The organism is Thiocapsa sp. C2-2m (assembly GCF_041903745.1).
In the GTDB taxonomy this organism is placed as follows: domain Bacteria; phylum Pseudomonadota; class Gammaproteobacteria; order Chromatiales; family Chromatiaceae; genus Thiocapsa; species Thiocapsa roseilacustris.
The window spans coordinates 1-17,166 of sequence record NZ_JBBWVD010000045.1; the positions used below are offsets into that span (position 1 = coordinate 1).

Consider the following 17,166-nt stretch of genomic DNA (forward strand, 5'->3'; position numbering starts at 1 on the left):
GCAGTGGATTCGGATCAGCCATGCTCGACAGATGAAGTATTCAGGGGCGACAGTTTGTCCTGCAGTGAAGTTTATTTTCGTAGCTTACTGGTTTCCTTGCCACTACTTTTTGAGAAGTTACCTCGAAGCGACGTAAGCCAGACCCAGGACGACGGCGACAAGCAAGGCAAAGGGTTTCATCGGTGTCTTGCATCTGGCGTAAACCGCGTCCTCTGCCCGGCGGGTCGTCCGATCCGCCGGGGCCGGAATTTGCCTGGCCCCGTGGAATCCCCGGACACGCGGTGGCGCTCCGGCGGAACCCTGCCAGCCCCCGAATCATCCGAGCGGGGCAGCTTGTGATCATTAGCGACAGCACATACGCTATCACTATGACACCGGTCGTTATCGATACCAATGTTTTCGTCGCGGGACTCCGTTCTGCCGGAGGGGCGTCCCGTCAGGTCTTGCGGCTGGTGTTCGAGGGACGCCTACAACCCTTGTTCGGCAACGCGCTATGAGTACCTTGACCATCCGTTTGCCAGACGATACCGCCGAACGCCTCAAGTCTCTCGCCCGCAGCCGGGGAATGAGCATGAACAAGTTGGTGGAAGAATTGAGCGCCCAAGCGCTGTCGGCCTGGGATACCGAGAACCATTTTCGGGCGCTGGCGGCGACCGGCGATCTGCAGGATGCGTTGGCCATACTAGACCGGCTGGACGCGGAAGAGCGCGATGCCGCGCCATAAGTGACGATTCGGACACAAGGTGAACACCTTGAATCATGCTTAGGCTGGGGTGAGCTTGCGAACCCCGGCACCCCTGGCGCAGGCGTCTCCTGGGGTAGATCGCCCCGTTGGGTTTGAAGATCAACAGACCTGCAAGCGTGTCTCAAGCCGTCCGGATGCGATCCAGACGACCCGCCGGCTGGGTCCGGTGATGACCGACGCGGCGATGGCTACCAGTAGACGCGCTGATCAAGCAGGGCCTCAGGTGCAGGCTTCGCGCAGTCATTGACCCGCTCACAGGCTTGCGCACTCGAAGCGACGTAAGCCAGACCCAGGACGACGGCGACAAGCAAGACAAAGGGTTTCATCGGTGTCTCTCCCGGGGTGGATCGCCCCGTCGGGTTTGAAGATCAAAAGACCTGCAATCGTGCCTCAAGCCGTCCGGAGGTGATCCAGACGACCGCGGACTCGGTCGGTCGTCCGGGCGCTGCTCCGTGAACGTCGCCCGAAGCCGCGGAATCCTGCGGCCCGAGACGCCGATCGCACTCGGCAGCGACCCTGGAACGCTGGGTCCGTCTCGGCGATTGAACAAGGCACTGCCGTGACCGGATGCGATATCCCACTGCCACGGTACGCTTTGGGTGGAAGATAGACGACGCTCGAACAAGGTTCTCACGGGTCGAGCCAGACCCGGTCCGGATGGCGCCTCGTCTCCAGCCGACGATCGGCCGTCGGCCAGCAGACGTGCTCGCACCGGTAGATGTCGATGCTGTCGATCTGGACATTGATCCCGTCGTGTTGCCGGCTGTAGGCGAACAGGCTGAATTCATCCCAGAACCAGGTGTCCGGATCAAGCTCGAGATGATCCTGCGTCGAGATCAGGATCAGCGTCGGCGTCTCCTGCCCATCGGGCGCGGTGGTCACGCGATACAGGAGTGTCGGGGTGCGGCAGGCGCCGCGCCCGCAGGTCGGGCGGGTGTCCGGGAAGGCGACCGCGACCAGGTGGGTGCCGCTGCGTGGGGGCACGCTCGCGATCTCCAGGCCCGGCGCGTGCGCATCGCCATCGGCCCGGCTCCGCAAGATCCGCCGCACGGCGTCGGTCGCGGAGAGCGCCCGGCTCAATGCATCCGCCCGCTTGGCGGAGTCATTCAGGGTGCTGAACCAGGGGACCAGCTCGGGCGCCATCGCGTCGAGACAGGCCGCAAGCTTGCGCGTGCCGAGCTCCGCACACCAAGCATCCAAATCCGGATCGCGATGCGAAGTCCAAGGCTCGCCGGTGAGGTCCTCCGGGCGCGACGGCGGCGGGAAGGGCGAATTCAGGATCCCCGACAGCGACGCCTGGAGCCATCGCGGCGGTGCGCCCGGCTCCTCGGCGCCCGCCGAAGGCTCGCCGGCAGCGCCGCCGGACGCGATCGGAATGACCGGTCTGAAGTCGACCGGCTCGCCCTCGGCCAGCAGTCGCGGCGGCGGGGTCGTCTCGAAGGTCTGAAGCTGCGCGAGCCAGAGGAGCAGCCGCTCCGTCGCAAGCGTGCGCTGTTGCGCGTTGTTCCGCTGTGCTTGCGCGATCGAGAGCCGTTCATTCGCCCGACAGGTGGGCGCGGCCGGCCCGCCCTTGCCGTAGCGATACTCGCCGCGTTGCAGGTCGAGCGTGCGTGCCACCAGCAGCGCGCTGGCGAGGATCAGGAGCCCCGCCACCACCCGCAGGCCGCGGTTGCGCGTGCGCGCCGTCGATGTCTGAGCCGGCGCGGGCGGCGGCCCGGGCGGCGACGCACTGCGCCCGAGTCGATACAGCAGCCCGATGGCGATCAGGTTGATTGCCATCACGTTGCCGCCGGCGCCGACCAGCGGCAGGGCCAGGCCGCGCGGGCTGAAGGGACTCCCGAGCGCATTCGCGTCGAGCAGATGGGTCAGGCTCGCGATGTGGAGGAAGGACGAGCCGAACAGCATGAGCGACAGCCCGACCGCCGCGAAGCGCGCGAAGCCCTGCGCTTGCGCCGCGATCTGCAAGCCGCGCAGGCTGACCGCCAGCACCAGCGCGATCAGCACCACCGCCCCGACCACACCGAACTCCTCGGTGAAGACGGTGAACCCCATGATCGCCGCGCGATCGAACCCCAACTCCGGAAAGTGACGGCTATCCACGCAGTGCGACACCAGGCCCTGACCCCAGCCACTGCCGAGGAGGCCGGCCGAGCCGATGGCCTCCAGCGAGCGTCCGAGCGGGGTCCACGCGCTGTCGATGCGATCCGGGAAGTAAAAGTTCCGGCGGTCGATCCTGACAACCATCGTCGCGACGACCGCCCAGAGCACCACCGGAAGGCCCAAGACGACCAGCAGCAGCGAGCGCCACCAGCGCGCCACCGCGAGCATCAGCAAGACGCTGATCAGCACCCACCCGAACCGATACGGAAACTCCAGACCATCGAGAAACACCGGCACCAAAAGAGCGACCGCGGTCACCACGGCGACGGGCCAGCGTTCCTCGCCCGCCCGCGCCATCCAGGCAGCCAGCGCAAGCGGGATGGCCAGTTGCACCCAGGACAGCCACTCGATGCTACGCTCCCCGATCAGCGGGAGATCGAACGAGATCCAAGGCCGATGAATCACGCCGAACCCGAACCGATGAAAGGCATCGAAATAGGCGGTGATCAGAACGGCGAGCGCGAGCAGATACAGCACCAGCCCGGCGCGCTGAACGCGCTCGGGTGGGACCGACATCACACCGACCATCAGCAGCAGTGCAAAGCCGGCGCGCAAGGCATGGCCCCAGGCCAAGGTCGAGTCCTCGGCGTAGAAGGCGATGGGGTCGCTCAGACTCAGCGAGCGGTTGACCAACAGGCCGATGAGCAGCAACCCGGCCGTGGGCAGGAACAAGCCGAGGTCGATGGTCTGGCAGATGGTGGAGAGTCGCGAAATCATCGGAATCCCGGAGGAGTGAGTCATGAGCGAGAAAATCCAAATCGCCGATCTGTCCGAGCTCGACATCACCGAGCACCTGGAAGACGACCAGGCGATCGCCGAGTATCTGTCCATCGTGCTGGAAGAAAACGACCCGGCGGCCTTAGCGCAGGCACTCGGCACCGCTGCACGCGCGCGTGGCATGACCGAGATCGCCAAGGCGAGCGGGATCGCGCGCGAGGCACTCTATAAGGCATTGCGCCCCGACGCACAGCCGCGCTTCGAGACGATCAACCGCGTCTGTCATGCGCTGGGCGTCAAATTGGTAGCCCGACCGATCAAGGCGTGAATCCGTCCGGTCGGCAACGGGCTGATCTGGTCTGTCATCACCCGACCCGAAAAGCAGTCGTTTTCCGAGCAGCGCGGGCTTGTGGTTCGGGTGATCAAGAGTTATATTTTCATATAATCTTGCCAACTGAGGTACAACATGCACCAAACCAATCTGCGAAAGGTCGGCGGCTCGGTGATGCTGGCAGTCCCGCCCGCCATCCTCGATCTGCTGCACCTGCGCGCCGGCGCGACCGTCGGCTTGAGCGTCGACGCGGGTCGCCTGGTGATTGATCCGTCGCCACGGGAACGTTACAGCCTGGACGACTTGCTGGCCCAATGCGACGCGTCGGCCGAGATCGGTGAGGAAGATCGCGCCTGGCTCGATGATAGGCCGGTCGGCAGTGAGTTGCTGTAATGGAGCGCGGCGATATCTACCTTGTCTCGCTGGACCCAACCTCTGGACATGAACAGCGTGGCACGCGGCCGGTCCTGGTCGTTTCGGCTTCGGCCTTCAACCAACTGACGAAAACGCCGGTTGTGTTGCCCATCACCCGCGGAGGCAATTTCGCGCGCACGGCCGGTTTTGCCGTATCGCTGATGGCGGCGGGAACGAGCACGACAGGCGTCGTGCGGTGCGATCAACCTCGTGCTATGGATCTGGGGTCGCGCAACGCACGCAAGCTCGAAAGCGTGCCGACCGTCGTCATGGATGAGGTGCTGGGGAAGCTCGCTGCGATTCTGGAGTGAGGATGGGCGGCGGCGAGAGGTCGGCCCGTCAGCTCCGACAGTCGTCGGAGCTGACGGGCCAATCCACTTCAACAGATGACGCATACCGCACCGGGCGCGGTTTAGATAAAAAAAACCCCGCTGACGCGGGGCGAATCACCACTGAGGAGGTCAGAGAACGAAACCTAAGAACGGAAGCGTCGTCTTAACCTTTCTAATGCAGAACGGATGCCAACTTTCTGTTTCCGGTCTTAATCTTATGGAAACAATAGGTTGCGAAGACGCGATCCAGTGGAGTCGATGATGGGAGCCCAGCCATGCACAGGTTTCAGACGGTCGAAGGCCCCTTCCGCACCGCAACGGTGCGACATCTGCGACAAATGGCCTGTCTCTTTGTCCTCATCGCAACACTGATGCTCGCGATACCTGGCGCTGCAGAGACGGACGCGATGCGCGTGCAGGGGATTCAGTCGCAGCGGGCCGCCGCCGGTTGGTTGAGATTGCAGCAGGATCAACGTGCGGCGAGACAACAGGCCGGCCCGCGGTCGCCCCCCGAGGCGGCTCGGCAGCAGTCGCTTGAGTGGAACGAGGCGATCCGTTACCGTGAGCTTCTTCAGCAGCAGAATCGCGCCATCGACTCGGCCCGTCGGCAGGATCGGTTGGTGCCTCGCGGCGGGGCAGATGGAATGCCGGACATTCGGGCCGGTCAGATGCGAATGCAGGGTCAGTTGATGGAGTTGGAGGCGCAGCAACAGAGCCAGCGCCTGCAGATGCAGATGGATTGGGTGCGGCGCAGTCAAACTTCGCCGGGGCGGCTCGGCCGAGGCTCGAACGGTCGATAAGGTACGGGCTTCGTTTATTTGACGGGCCGGAGGCGATGGGCCATACGTGATGGACCGGGATCGACGCAGGCGATCGTCGCGAAGCGGCCGTGTCCCCGGGATCGACGACTTGCAGTCGTCTTCTTCCGCTTTCCTGACGGCTAGGGGGGCGAGCACAACGCGACATTTCCGGGTATCGCACCGAAAGTGCTTTCGCCCGACCGATGAACGCGGCCAAGGCACCCATTCGAGCGCCGGAACAGCGAATTCCGGAAACCGTCGGCAGACGTTGTGCTTCCTATCGTCAGCACAACGGGTACGGAATTTCCCGGGGATTACCTTAAGGCGATTTCCGGGAAAGGAAATACCGGCGTATCTGTGCGAATAAATTCGCACCTACGCCCCTTCAGGTCTTCGGGGCATGCGCAGTCGGAGTGCTTAGGCGAATGCCGGAAACCCTCATACCAACGGCGTAGGTTGTGCCGAGCCGCGCGAGGCACAACCAACCGTCGGCGCAAGTTGTGCTTCCTATCGTCAGCACAACCTACGGGTATGGAAGTTTGCGGAAATCACCTTAGGCGATTTCCGGGGCAGGAACGACCGGCGTGTAGGTGCGAATTTATTCGCACGCAGAGTCCGTCAGGTCTTCCGGACATGGGAGGTCGGGATGTTTATTTCCGGAAAGCGCCTTAGTTGTCCGGCCGTGCATCCCCGGTGTGTCTGAAACACTCTTCCGATTCATACCACATGACGTTGATGATGCCGAGGGCGAGTGCCAGCAGCACACCCAGGAGCCAAGCGAAATACCACATGGGATTGTCCTCTCGGTGATCGATGCTCATCGTCCGGGGTCGTCCGAAGCGACCGCCGGACTCCGGCGTTTGTTACGGCATCAGTAAGCCAAATGCTCCTGCTCCCGGATCTCCTCCACCGTCACACGCCGCCACATCTTGGTGTAGGTCCAGGTGGTATAGGCCAGGATCAGCGGGATGAAGATGACCGCGGCCCAGAACATGACCGTCAGGGTCAGGTGGCTTGAGACGGCGTCCCAAACGATGAGACTGCTGTTGGGATCCGTGCGCGAGGGCAGGATGAAGGGGAAGAGGCTCACCCCGGCGGTCACGATGATGCCGGTGATCGCCAGGCTGCCGGTCACCAGCCCCCAGCCGGGACGATCGGCGGCGGCGAGCTTCATCGTCGCCCAGAGACCTGCGAACCCGAGTACCGGGAAGAGCAGCGTCCAGGGGTGGGCGCCGTAGTTGGCTAACCAGGCCCAAGAATCCGCGACGACCTCTTTGGTGAGCGGGTTAGGTGTCGCATCGAGCGCGGGCATGGAGACGACCTTGAAGCCGTCGACACCGATAATCAGCCAGACCCCGGCAAGGGCGAACACGGCCATGCTGATGAGTGCGAAGATCCGAGCCGCTGCCTTGGCGCGCGAAGCGATGGGCTCGGCGGTCCGTACCTGGAGCCAGACCGCGCCGTGCATCGTCAGCATGGTCACACTCAGGATGCCCGCCAAGAGCGCGAACGGGTGGAAAAGGCCGAAGAAGCTGCCTGTATAGAAGGATCTCAGCATGTCGTCCAGATGGAAGGGCACGCCGAGCAAGAGATTGCCGAAGGCGACCCCGAACACCAGCGCCGGGACAACGCCGCCGATGAAGAGCCCCCAATCCCAGGCGTTGCGCCAGCGCGGATCCGCGATCTTGCTGCGGTAGTCGAAGCCGACCGGCCGGAAGAAGAGCGCGAAGAGCGCGAGCAACATCGCGAAATAGAACCCCGAGAAGGCGGTCGCATACACCAGCGGCCAGGCGGCGAAGATGGCGCCGCCGGCCGTGATTAGCCACACCTGATTGCCGTCCCAGTGCGGGCCGATGGTGTTGATGATGACGCGCCGCTCCTCGTCGGTCTTGCCCAAGAAGGGCAGGAGTGCGCCGACGCCCATGTCCATGCCGTCGGTCACGGCGAAGCCGATCAAGAGCACGCCGACCAGCACCCACCAGATGAACTTTAGGACTTCGTAGTCGATGATCATGATCGGTCCCCTAGTCTTGCCGTTTCTGCGGTGCGAGCACGGGTGCCGGGCCGCCTGCGGTGTTTGAACGGGACGCCGTGGCTGCCTCTTCATCCTGGTAGCGGCCCGTATGCAGCGAGCTGGGTCCCTGTCGGCCGAACTTGAACATCAGATACATCTCGATGATCAAGAGCACGGTGTAGAAGAGGATGAAGGCCGAGAGACTGATGATAAGGTCGCTCGGTGCGAGGCTCGAGGCCGCGATGCTTGTCGGCAGGACCTCGCCGATCGCCCAAGGCTGGCGACCGAACTCGGCCACGAACCAGCCTGTCTCCGCCGCGATCCAAGGCACCGGGATGCTCCAGAGGAAGAGCCGCAGCAGCCAGCGTTTCTCTTGAATGACGCGCTTGGCGTTGAAGTAGAAGCCCAGGATCATTAGGGCCAGCATCCAGAACCCGGCCGCGACCATGACACGGAAGCTCCAGAAGAGCGGTGCAACCTCGGGGATCGAATCCTTGACCGCCATGCGGATCTGCTCCTCGGTCGCCTGGCTCGGATCGTCCGTATAGCGCTTGAGCAGGAGCCCATAGCCGAGATCGTCTTTGTGGTCCTCGAAGACTGCGCGGTTCTCCGGGGTGTCTTGATCACCTCGCAGGCGCTGCAGATAGTCGTAGGCGATCATGCCGCTACGGATGCGGATCTCGTGGTCCACCATCAGGTCCTTCAGTCCCTTCACCTCGGTGTCGAGCGAGCGCGTGGCGATCAGCCCCAAGAGCCAGGGGATCTTGATCGCGCCGTGCGTCTCCTCGTCCTCGTTGCTCGGGAAGCCGATGATCGTAAAGCCGGCCGGTGCAGGCTCCGAGTGCCATTCCGCCTCGATCGCCGCGAGCTTCACCTTCTGCACGTCGCCGACCTCGTAGCCGGACTCGTCGCCGAGCAGAATGACCGAGAGGATGCCCGCCAGACCGAAGCCGATCGCGACCGAGAAGGAGCGTTTGGCGAAGGCCAGATCCCGCCCCTTGAGCATGTACCAGGAACTGATGCCGAGCACGAACATGGACGCAGTCACATAGCCGGCCGCCACCGTGTGCACGAACTTGACCTGCGCAACCGGGTTGAGCACGACATCCATGAAGTTGGTCATCTCCATGCGCATGGTTTCGTAGCTGAACTCGGCACCGACCGGGTTCTGCATCCAGCCGTTGGCGACCAGGATCCAGAGCGCCGAGAGGTTGGACGCCAGCGCCATCAGGAAGGTGACGGTCAGATGCTGGCGTTTGGAGAGCCGCTCCCAGCCGAGGAAGAAGAGACCGATGAAGGTCGATTCCAGAAAGAAGGCCATCAGGCCCTCGATGGCGAGCGGTGCGCCGAAGACGTCGCCGACGTAGTGACTGTAGTAGGCCCAGTTGGTCCCGAACTGGAACTCCATGGTCAGCCCGGTCGTCACGCCCAACGCGAAGTTGATGCCGAAGAGCTTGCCCCAGAACTTGGTCATGTCCCGGTAGATCTCGCGTCCGGTCATGACATAGACGCTCTCCATGATCACCAGGATCCAGGCGAGGCCGAGTGTGAGGGGTACGAAGAGGAAGTGGTACATCGCGGTCATGGCGAACTGCCACCGCGAGAGCTCGATCATGGTGCTGTCAAGCATTGCGATATTCCCGAGGTTGGAAACCAGGAACGGGAGGGAGGGCGTTCGGGCGCCGGGCAGGGTGTTTCGGCGATCGTGGAGAGCGCCGCGGCCCGGGTCAGTCTGGCCCGCCGGTCGGAAGCGCGTAGGTTATGCCGCACGAGCAGTATTCGGAAATGACGAATCGCAACCTGCCATTTTGGGGGGCGTTGTCGCGTGCTTCTCCGGAGGGTCTTCGGACCGCCGTTCTGATTACCATCGATCCATCGAGCTGGACTGGGACGGTCTGACGCGGCCGAGCCAACTGCACTGAGGTGGTTTCGGGTGATGTGGCGACTGAAGTCGCCCCACGACGCGCAGATGGGTCTGAGGTGATTTCCGGGAATACGCATCCCGGCTGCGCATGCCCGGAAGACCTGAGTGGCTATGCGTGCGAATAAATTCGCACCTACACGCCGGTAGATCCTTTCCCGGAAATCACCTTAAGAGCGCACGACTGGCGGTCCGGCGAACCGACATGACCTTGTATCGCACGCAGCGGGTGCGCCCGAGGGGGATCAGCTTCGCACTATGGCCGTGCTCATTCCGCGTGCCCCTGCGGATGCCCGTGGTCATGGTCATGGGTGTGCGGCGCAGCGGCAGGTAGCGGCTGACCGTTGAGAATCGCGCCGACCGCATGGATGGGGTCACTCGCGCTGGTGGTGTGGACCGCGATCCCGTGGCGCGCCATGCGCTGCAGGAAGCCCTGCCCGGCGCCCTGGGTGACGATGGCGTTGAGATTGAGCTCGAAGAGGGGGTGATCGTCCCCGTGGTACTCGTGCAGGGACAACTCCATCGGCAGATCGAGCCGATCGATCTCGGTCGGATTGCCGTCGGCGTCCGCCTCGTACACGATGAATCGGCGGCTCTTGCCGGCGTGTCCGGTGATGGTCTTGAAGTTCTGGCTGGTGACGGCGATACGCATGGATTTCCCCGTGTTCAAAACGGCGAAGACGCTTCGAGTAGTCATGGATGTCGGATCTCGTGAGTGTGGTCGGAATGTCCTGCCGCGGGACGTAGGAACGATTCAAAATGGATGGGATCGGCCTCGGCAGACTCGACGATTCTCGGAGCTGGCGCAGTTAAAAATTTTAAAAATATAAAACTCCAAACCGCGTCTCCGCCGAGGTCGGTGGAATCCTCAAGGCCGAATACAACATGACAACGACGCATGTCGCTCTGGACGCGGTTTAGGCCGGTGTCGCCTCTGATTGGCGCAGACGCATCGCCCAGTCCTCCATCGCCGCGTTCGCTACCGGCATCGGCGATTCAATGAAGGTGACCACGAAGCCCTTGGCGGTCTCGGCGATCCCGATCGAACGGGGGCGTGTTGCGAGCGCCTGCGGGTTCGGCAATGTGATGCCGAAACAGAAGACCAGATTCCTGGCCGCTCGGACACCCTCGCCGATCCGTCCGTCCGGGAGCGAGCGGGTGTGCTCGTAATGATCGAACTCGGCGATGAAGACGGCCGACGGGTGTGCCTCGATGCATGCCCTGAAATAACCGCAAACGGCATCGACCGAGCTGAAGGAGGTCTCCTCGCGGTCGATCTCCAGCACGTAGACCGGAAAGGTCTCCTGCAGCACGGTCTGTTTCATGATCTGCCCTCCCGGCCTTGGTCAAGCGGCGATGCGGTACCGCCGAATGCACCATCATTGGGGGTGGGGGGTGCTCGGGGCATTGAAATCGATCAACCCCGCTGAACCGCGTCTGGGGTGTGTGCGGATCTCGGTCGTGGATGAAGGCGGTGGAGCGCGCCGGAGGTGTCGGTGGGGACGCGGTTCAGGATAATAAAATCAATTAGTTTCTTGAAACGCGTCTCCGCGGCGCTCTCGGGTGTGCGCGATGCCGATCATCACGGAGAACAGCGCATATCGCACCGGACGCGTTTCAACCCTCCGCGATGCGTTTGAGGTTGGGGATGTCGAGCAGAAAGCGGTTGGGGTTGGTTTCGACCAGAAGGCTCTGGCGCTTGAACTCGGCGATGGTGCGGCTGGCGGTCTCGGTGGTGATGCCGAGCATGGCGCCCATGTCCTCGCGGCTGAACAATTGGCAGGCACTGCTCTCGCGATCGCGGACCAAGCGCAACAAGAGCCGGGCGATGCGCTGACGGGCGGAGCCGGTCGAGAGCTCGGTTAGCCAGGCGTCGGCCTCGTTCAGGGCACGTTGCCACCGCGAAATCAGCTCGCGGTGCAACTCCGGATTGTTGCAGCCAAGGTTGCGGACCAACCGGGCGGGGAAGCGGCAGACCTCGGTCGGCTGAAGGGCGATGGCGTCGTGCTGGTAGGTCCCGCCCTCGAGCATGGCCTCCAGGCCCAGGACGTCGGTGGTCCGTGCGATCCTCACGATCCGCTGACTGCCGTCCGGGAGATACTGAACCAATTTCAGGACACCGGTGCGCACGGTGAACATGTGATCGGCCGGATCACCAGTCCGGTAAAGACTGGTCCCCGGCTTCAGGGCGAATTGGTCGATCGGGTCGTGGATCCGCTCGAAATCGGCCTCGGCCAAACCGGCGAATAGGACGGTGGTTCGGAGCGAGCAATTGAGGCAATCGGCCTCGCCCGACCAGGCATCCCGCAGCGTGACACTTTTGACCATTGGGCTCGTCTGAATCTCGTCGTTCGGGGCGCCTAAAGCGCCTGATGGCTCAGTGTAGCCCATCGCATCGAAGAGATCATTTCGCGCGCGGGGTTGCGCATCGTCGTCGCCCTCTCTAACGTGAGCCACCAACGAGAGCCACCGTTGCTTGCCCGTCCGCCGCGCGCCGTTGCCCACACGTCCCCTCCGACCAGGTATCCCGATGACCTTGCTCAGCCTCGACTCCGTCGCCCTCTCTTATGGCCTGCCGCCGCTTCTGGAGGACGTCTCCTTCAGCATCGAGCGAGGAGAGCGGATCTGTCTGATCGGCCGCAACGGCGCCGGCAAGTCGACCTTGCTGCGGATCATCGACGGGGAGATCCAAGCCGACTCGGGTCAGATCCGCGCAGCCGCCGGGCTGAAGGTGGCGCGCCTGACGCAGGAGATCCCGCGCGGGGAGGAGGGGAGTGTCTTCGAGGTCGTCTCGGCCGGCCTGGGCGATCTCGGGGTGCTTCTGAGCGACTACTTCAAGCTCTCCCACGGCTTGGGTAGCGACCCGAGCGAGGAGGACCTGACTCGACTGGCACGGGTCCAGCAGCAATTGGAGGACGGCGGCGGCTGGGCGATCGAGCAACGCACCGAACGCGTCATCTCGCGGCTCGGGCTCGACGCCGAAGCCCGTTTCGCGGCGCTCTCGGGCGGTCTGCAACGTCGCGTCTTGCTTGCCCGTGCCCTCGTGAGCGAGCCCGATCTGCTGCTGCTCGACGAGCCGACCAACCATCTGGACATCGATGCCATCGATTGGCTCGAAGACTTCCTGATCGACTTTCCCGGCTCCTTGCTTTTCGTCACCCATGATCGGCGCTTCCTGCAGCGGGTCGCGACCCGAATCCTGGAGCTGGACCGCGGGCGGATCACCGACTGGCCCGGCGACTACGCCAACTATCTGCGTCGCCGCGAGGAGCGTCTGCATGCCGAGGCACAGGCGGCGGCGCAGTTCGACCGCAAGCTCGCCGAGGAGGAGGTCTGGATCCGCCAAGGCATCAAGGCGCGGCGTACCCGCAACGAAGGCCGCGTGCGCGCGCTCGAATCCATGCGGCGTGAGCGGCTCGAGCGGCGCGAGCTACAGGGCACGGCGCGTCTGCGCCTGAGCGAGGCGGATCGTTCCGGCAAGCTGGTGGTGGAGGCCGAGGAGATCAGCTTCGCCTGGGGCGACACCCCGGTGATCCGCGACTTCAGCACCCTGATCCTGCGCGGCGACAAGATCGGCATCATCGGCCCGAACGGCGCCGGCAAGAGCACGTTGCTGAAGCTGCTGCTCGGTGGCCTGGAGCCACAGGTCGGCCAAATCCGACGGGGGACCAACCTGCAGGTGGCCTATTTCGATCAACTGCGCGCCCAGCTCGAACTGGACAGAAGCGTCCAGGACAACGTCGCGGGCGGCAGCGACAAGATCGAGGTCGACGGCCAGAGTCGGCACGTCCTGTCCTATCTGAAAGACTTTCTTTTTACCCCGGAGCGTGCGCGCCAGCCGGTCAAGGCGCTGTCGGGAGGGGAGCGCAATCGTCTGCTGCTGGCCAAGCTCTTCACCCGTCCCGCCAATCTGCTGGTGCTCGACGAGCCGACCAACGATCTGGACACCGAGACGCTGGAGCTGCTCGAGGACCTGCTCGTCGAGTTCCAGGGCACCCTCTTGCTGGTCTCCCACGACCGGGCACTGCTCGACAATGTCGCCACCAGCACCCTGGTCTTCGAGGGCGAAGGGCAGGTCTGCGAGTATGTCGGCGGATACGAGGACTGGGTGCGTCAACGCGATCCGCGGCGCTCGGGCGAGTTCAAGACGAAACCGGTGGACTCCGCGACACCGGCGTCGGCTCCCACGGGCGGGCCGACTCAGCCCAAGGCTGCACCCAAGGGCGAGAAGCTGAGCTTCAAAGAGACGCGCGAGCTCGCCGAGCTGCCGGCGCGAATCGAGGCACTGGAGGGCGCGCAAGCCGAGCTGCATGAACGCTTGTCCGATCCAGCCTTCTATCAGGCCGCCCGAGAGGAAGTGGCTGCGGTCAAGGGGCGTCTAGCGAGCTTGGAGTCCGATCTCGAGACTGCATACGCGCGCTGGGAGTCGCTCGAGGCGCGGCGCTGATCCGGCGTAAGCGATTCCAAGTGTGCCGCCCAACTCGGTCGCCCGGGTAGGAAGCCCGTTGCCCGGGACCGCCGACTTCAGTCGGCGCGAGGGGCGAGCGCTCCCCAAGTGACCGGGCCTGCCCGGTGTTCGGCGATCCTCGCCGACTGAAGTCGGCGGTCCCGGGGTCTTGCTCGCCGCGAGGAGTCAAATTTGGAATGGCTGTACGGGCGGCGAGTTTGTCGCCGTGCGCGTCCTGAACTAACATCGCCATTTGGTCCGGGCCGGTTCGCTGCGGGTTCCGGCTTTGATCATGGTTTCGTCCAGGCCTCTTGGGTTCCCCAACCGGACACGAAACTCCGGCCGCATGAGCCGGTATGCCGACTTCAGTCGGCTCCCCGGGGGCGGGTGACTTCAGTCGCCCGAGTGCGCCCGCGCGGCGGACTGAAGTCCGCCTCTCCGGGGATGCCGACTAAAGTCGGCGTACCCGGGCGGTCGCGGCCGGCGACCTGGACACTGCCGATGTGGCCGAAACGATGATCGATGCCCCGGTTCCCGCTTGACGCCTGCGCTCGGTATAACTCATGAACCGCGTCAGGCACGGTTTTCTCGGTCTCATCAAGCGGCCGTTTCCCGCCAAACATCGGTTGTCACTCAGGACGCGGTTCAATCCATGAAGTTTAAGGTCGATGAATTCCGAAGCTGGAAGCACAAGTGCATCACGCTGCTCGGGATGTCGGGGGTGGGCAAGACCTATCTCTCCGAGATGTTGCGCCGCAACGACTGGTTCCACTACTCCGGCGACTACAGGATCGGGACCCGTTATCTCAACGAGCACATCCTCGACCTGATCAAGGCGCACGCGATGCGCGATCCCTTCCTGCGCGATCTCCTGCGCCACGATTGGGTTGCCATCCACAACAATATCAAGATCAAGGATTTGGGGCCTGTCCTGAGCTTCGTCGGCAAGCTCGGGAACCCCGAGCGCGGGGGGCTGCCGCTCGGCGAGTTCAACCGTCGCCAGGCCCTGTATCGCGAAGCGGAGATCGCGGCCATGATGGACGTGCCCGATTTCGTGCGAAAGGCCCGGGAGATCTACAGCTATCCGCATCTGATCAACGACGTCGGCGGGAGTCTCTGCGAGCTCGACGAGCCGCGAGTCATCGACCTGCTCGCCAAGCACAGCTTGATCCTCTATATCCGGGTCCCGGAGGCGGACGAGATCAAGCTCATCCAGCGCGCACAGGCCGATCCCAAGCCGCTCTACTATCGCCCCGACTTCCTGCGTGCCGCGCTAAAGGACTATTTGTCGGTCCATGGTCTGGATTATGTCGCTCAAGTGGACCCGGACGATTTTACGCGCTGGGTCTTCCCGCGCCTGTTCCATTCACGGGTGCCGCGCTACGAGGCGATCACTCGGCCCCACGGCTATACGGTCTCGTCCGAGGATGTCGCGCAGGTGCGCGACGAGCAGGATTTCCTGCAGTTGATCGAATCGGCGATCGGACAGGCCGAGACGCCGGTCTTCGATCCCGAGATGCAGTAACCGGAACGACAGGACCGACCCCATGCCGATCGTCGCCCACAATGACCTGCCTACCTTCGAGCGTCTGCGCGAAGAAGGCCACAAGATCCTCGAGCCCGATCACGCGCTTCAGCAGGATATCCGCGAGCTGCATATCGGCCTGCTGAATATGATGCCGGATGCCGCGCTTGCGGCAACCGAGCGTCAGTTCTTCCGGCTGATCGGTCAGAGCAATCAGATCGCACAGTTCTATGTCCACCCCTTCACGCTCGACGCGCTCGACCGAGGCCCCATCATCCGCGAGTATGTCGAACGCTACTACGAGCCGTTCGAGACGATTCGAGCCGAGGGCCTGGATGCCTTGGTGATTACCGGGGCCAATGTCACGGGCCCGGACCTCGCGAGCCAGACCTTTTGGGAGCCGCTGATCGAGGTGGTCGACTGGGCCTATCACAACGTCAGCTCGACCCTCTGCTCCTGCCTGGCGACCCATGCGGTGCTGCAGTTTCGCTACGATCAGCGGCGCCGTCCGCTGGGCGAGAAACGCTGGGGTGTCTATGTGCATCGCGTCATCGACCGCAGTCATCCCTTGGTGAGCAGTGTGAATACGCGCTTCGACGTGCCGCATTCGCGTTTCAACGAGATCGGTCGCGACCAATTCGAGGCGGCAGGTCTGCACATCCTCGCCGAGAGCGAGGAGGCCGGCGTGCATCTCGCGGTCAGCCCGGACGGCTTCCGCCAGGTGTTCTTCCAGGGCCACCCCGAGTACGACATCATCTCGCTGCTCAAGGAGTACAAGCGCGAGGTCAACCGTTTCGCCGCCGGAGAGCGCGACCAGTACCCGCCTGTCCCCGAGAACTATTTCGGCGTCCAGTCACGCGCTATCTTGGACGAGCACCGCGAGCGGATCCTCGATGCACTCGATCAGGGGCGCGATCTGCCGGCCTTCCCCGAGCAGCACATCGTCGATCGGCTCGACAACACCTGGCACGACAGCGGGGAAGGCGTCCTCGGCAACTGGATGGGGCTGATCTATCAGGTCACCCACAACGACCGCAGGCTGCCCTTCATGTCGCACGTGGATCCCGACGATCCGCTTGCGCTGAGTTGGCGTCGACCGCGCGGTTGAATCGAGCCTGCCCTGTTCAGTGGTTCTTAAGCACCGATGGGCGAACGGGTTGAGATTTCGGGCTGCTTGAATCTCTCGGTGTTGCATCTCGACAACAGGCGCATCCCTCTGTCTGGCAAAGTGCGTCGAGCGACTCGATGATTTTTTCGCGTCACGTGATCGATTTAGCGAAAAAAAGCGGTTGCCCGGTTGTCGTTTGTTGCATTTTGATACTAAACTGAGCACATGAGATGCAGTGTGTGACGAAAAGGAAACGGTCTGTTGTCGGCATGTTTCCTCGCGTTGCCGAGCGGGCAGCTCAACCGACTCTCCCGGGCGGGATGATCGGCGTCCAAACAACAAATTCCACTGAGAGAAACATGTTCGAGCAAAACGAAAACACGATCCGCTACAAATGGGATCCCAGAACCTACACGGGCTTCAGGCTGCGTTACGACGCCGAGGGTGCGGCGAAGGGCGGGCATTGCTGCTTCCACGTCGAGGACTGGACCTTCCGCAGTATCACCAACGAGTGGCAGTGCGAGGATCTCGACGAGGCGCTGGAGGTGCTGAATCACTTCTTCGCGATCGACGTTGCCCAGGAGCGCGAGCGTCTTGCCGCGTGGCTCCCGGTCACGCTGGCCGAAGCGGCCTAGTCCGCGACGCCGTTCGG

At 63.4% G+C, this 17,166-nt stretch carries 17 protein-coding genes; 9 read left to right on the forward strand and 8 right to left on the reverse strand.

The features are described from left to right. The first annotated feature begins 493 nt into the window (after positions 1-493). Positions 494-724 (forward strand): ribbon-helix-helix protein, CopG family, encoded by a 231-nt coding sequence (locus tag AADX97_RS24915; RefSeq protein WP_374236843.1) that lies wholly within the window; start codon positions 494-496, stop codon positions 722-724. A gap of 209 nt (positions 725-933) precedes the next feature. On the opposite strand, the gene AADX97_RS24920 is transcribed toward AADX97_RS24915, so the two are convergent. Next, entirely contained in the window at positions 934-1,071 is a 138-nt protein-coding gene (locus tag AADX97_RS24920) for a hypothetical protein (protein WP_374236842.1), read from the reverse strand. Between the two features lie 304 nt (positions 1,072-1,375). Continuing rightward, on the reverse strand, positions 1,376-3,646 hold the full coding sequence (locus tag AADX97_RS24925) for an FtsW/RodA/SpoVE family cell cycle protein (protein WP_374236841.1): 2,271 nt from the start codon (positions 3,644-3,646) through the stop codon (positions 1,376-1,378). Between AADX97_RS24925 and AADX97_RS24930 the strand changes: the two genes are divergently transcribed. The 4 genes from AADX97_RS24930 (at position 3,645) to AADX97_RS24945 (ending at position 5,499) form a co-directional block, all read left to right on the forward strand. Then, a complete protein-coding gene (locus AADX97_RS24930; protein WP_374236840.1) occupies positions 3,645-3,950 on the forward strand; it encodes an addiction module antidote protein in 306 nt (101 codons plus the stop codon). The two genes, AADX97_RS24925 and AADX97_RS24930, sit on opposite strands and share 2 nt — an antisense overlap. A 138-nt stretch (positions 3,951-4,088) precedes the next feature. Beyond that, complete coding sequence (locus AADX97_RS24935) at positions 4,089-4,346, forward strand: antitoxin (RefSeq protein ID WP_374236839.1); 258 nt, start codon at positions 4,089-4,091, stop codon at positions 4,344-4,346. Continuing rightward, positions 4,346-4,678, forward strand: coding sequence for a type II toxin-antitoxin system PemK/MazF family toxin (locus tag AADX97_RS24940; RefSeq protein WP_374236838.1), 333 nt, complete (start codon positions 4,346-4,348; stop codon positions 4,676-4,678). Before AADX97_RS24935 ends, AADX97_RS24940 begins: the two co-directional genes overlap by 1 nt. A gap of 296 nt (positions 4,679-4,974) precedes the next feature. Further along, positions 4,975-5,499, forward strand: coding sequence for a hypothetical protein (locus tag AADX97_RS24945; RefSeq protein WP_374236837.1), 525 nt, complete (start codon positions 4,975-4,977; stop codon positions 5,497-5,499). Between the two features lie 668 nt (positions 5,500-6,167). Here AADX97_RS24945 and cydX read toward each other — a convergent pair. From cydX to AADX97_RS24975, 6 genes are all read right to left on the reverse strand, one after another. After that, entirely contained in the window at positions 6,168-6,320 is a 153-nt protein-coding gene (cydX, locus tag AADX97_RS24950) for a cytochrome bd-I oxidase subunit CydX (protein ID WP_374236836.1), read from the reverse strand. 50 nt (positions 6,321-6,370) lie between these two features. Next, entirely contained in the window at positions 6,371-7,513 is a 1,143-nt protein-coding gene (gene cydB, locus AADX97_RS24955) for a cytochrome d ubiquinol oxidase subunit II (protein ID WP_374236835.1), read from the reverse strand. Positions 7,514-7,523: 10 nt separating this feature from the next. Next, the gene (locus AADX97_RS24960) at positions 7,524-9,143 is read right to left on the reverse strand and encodes a cytochrome ubiquinol oxidase subunit I (protein WP_374236834.1); all 1,620 of its coding nucleotides are present in this window, start codon (positions 9,141-9,143) and stop codon (positions 7,524-7,526) included. Positions 9,144-9,702: 559 nt separating this feature from the next. Beyond that, positions 9,703-10,131 carry a NifB/NifX family molybdenum-iron cluster-binding protein gene (locus tag AADX97_RS24965; protein WP_374236833.1) on the reverse strand — a complete coding sequence of 143 codons (429 nt, stop codon included), beginning with the start codon at positions 10,129-10,131 and terminating at the stop codon, positions 9,703-9,705. A gap of 220 nt (positions 10,132-10,351) precedes the next feature. Beyond that, entirely contained in the window at positions 10,352-10,759 is a 408-nt protein-coding gene (locus AADX97_RS24970; RefSeq protein ID WP_374236832.1) for a DUF6858 family protein, read from the reverse strand. 292 nt (positions 10,760-11,051) lie between these two features. Beyond that, entirely contained in the window at positions 11,052-11,762 is a 711-nt protein-coding gene (locus AADX97_RS24975) for a Crp/Fnr family transcriptional regulator (RefSeq protein ID WP_374236831.1), read from the reverse strand. A gap of 202 nt (positions 11,763-11,964) precedes the next feature. Here AADX97_RS24975 and AADX97_RS24980 point away from each other — a divergent pair, with 202 nt between their 5' ends. From AADX97_RS24980 to AADX97_RS24995, 4 genes are all read left to right on the forward strand, one after another. Continuing rightward, positions 11,965-13,881 (forward strand): ATP-binding cassette domain-containing protein, encoded by a 1,917-nt coding sequence (locus tag AADX97_RS24980; protein ID WP_374236830.1) that lies wholly within the window; start codon positions 11,965-11,967, stop codon positions 13,879-13,881. Positions 13,882-14,533: 652 nt separating this feature from the next. Next, positions 14,534-15,406: an ATPase gene (locus AADX97_RS24985; RefSeq protein WP_374236829.1), complete on the forward strand. Its 873-nt coding sequence runs from the start codon at positions 14,534-14,536 to the stop codon at positions 15,404-15,406. A 22-nt stretch (positions 15,407-15,428) separates the two neighbouring features. After that, the gene (locus tag AADX97_RS24990) at positions 15,429-16,514 is read left to right on the forward strand and encodes a homoserine O-succinyltransferase (protein ID WP_374236828.1); all 1,086 of its coding nucleotides are present in this window, start codon (positions 15,429-15,431) and stop codon (positions 16,512-16,514) included. A gap of 359 nt (positions 16,515-16,873) precedes the next feature. Next, positions 16,874-17,149 (forward strand): hypothetical protein, encoded by a 276-nt coding sequence (locus AADX97_RS24995; RefSeq protein WP_374236827.1) that lies wholly within the window; start codon positions 16,874-16,876, stop codon positions 17,147-17,149. Positions 17,150-17,166 lie beyond the last annotated feature (17 nt).

Excerpts from the sequence above, each read along its gene's own strand:
- AADX97_RS24925 (WP_374236841.1), bottom strand. The coding sequence starts at position 3,646 with ATGACTCACTCCTCCGGGATTCCGATGATTTCGCGACTCTCCACCATC.
- AADX97_RS24995 (WP_374236827.1), top strand. The coding sequence starts at position 16,874 with ATGTTCGAGCAAAACGAAAACACGATCCGCTACAAATGGGATCCCAGA.
- AADX97_RS24975 (WP_374236831.1), bottom strand. The coding sequence starts at position 11,762 with ATGGTCAAAAGTGTCACGCTGCGGGATGCCTGGTCGGGCGAGGCCGAT.
- AADX97_RS24915 (WP_374236843.1), top strand. The coding sequence starts at position 494 with ATGAGTACCTTGACCATCCGTTTGCCAGACGATACCGCCGAACGCCTC.
- AADX97_RS24990 (WP_374236828.1), top strand. The coding sequence starts at position 15,429 with ATGCCGATCGTCGCCCACAATGACCTGCCTACCTTCGAGCGTCTGCGC.
- cydB (WP_374236835.1), bottom strand. The coding sequence starts at position 7,513 with ATGATCATCGACTACGAAGTCCTAAAGTTCATCTGGTGGGTGCTGGTC.
- AADX97_RS24985 (WP_374236829.1), top strand. The coding sequence starts at position 14,534 with ATGAAGTTTAAGGTCGATGAATTCCGAAGCTGGAAGCACAAGTGCATC.
- AADX97_RS24960 (WP_374236834.1), bottom strand. The coding sequence starts at position 9,143 with ATGCTTGACAGCACCATGATCGAGCTCTCGCGGTGGCAGTTCGCCATG.
- AADX97_RS24970 (WP_374236832.1), bottom strand. The coding sequence starts at position 10,759 with ATGAAACAGACCGTGCTGCAGGAGACCTTTCCGGTCTACGTGCTGGAG.
- AADX97_RS24940 (WP_374236838.1), top strand. The coding sequence starts at position 4,346 with ATGGAGCGCGGCGATATCTACCTTGTCTCGCTGGACCCAACCTCTGGA.
- AADX97_RS24920 (WP_374236842.1), bottom strand. The coding sequence starts at position 1,071 with ATGAAACCCTTTGTCTTGCTTGTCGCCGTCGTCCTGGGTCTGGCTTAC.
- AADX97_RS24935 (WP_374236839.1), top strand. The coding sequence starts at position 4,089 with ATGCACCAAACCAATCTGCGAAAGGTCGGCGGCTCGGTGATGCTGGCA.
- AADX97_RS24980 (WP_374236830.1), top strand. The coding sequence starts at position 11,965 with ATGACCTTGCTCAGCCTCGACTCCGTCGCCCTCTCTTATGGCCTGCCG.
- cydX (WP_374236836.1), bottom strand. The coding sequence starts at position 6,320 with ATGAGCATCGATCACCGAGAGGACAATCCCATGTGGTATTTCGCTTGG.
- AADX97_RS24930 (WP_374236840.1), top strand. The coding sequence starts at position 3,645 with ATGAGCGAGAAAATCCAAATCGCCGATCTGTCCGAGCTCGACATCACC.
- AADX97_RS24945 (WP_374236837.1), top strand. The coding sequence starts at position 4,975 with ATGCACAGGTTTCAGACGGTCGAAGGCCCCTTCCGCACCGCAACGGTG.
- AADX97_RS24965 (WP_374236833.1), bottom strand. The coding sequence starts at position 10,131 with ATGACTACTCGAAGCGTCTTCGCCGTTTTGAACACGGGGAAATCCATG.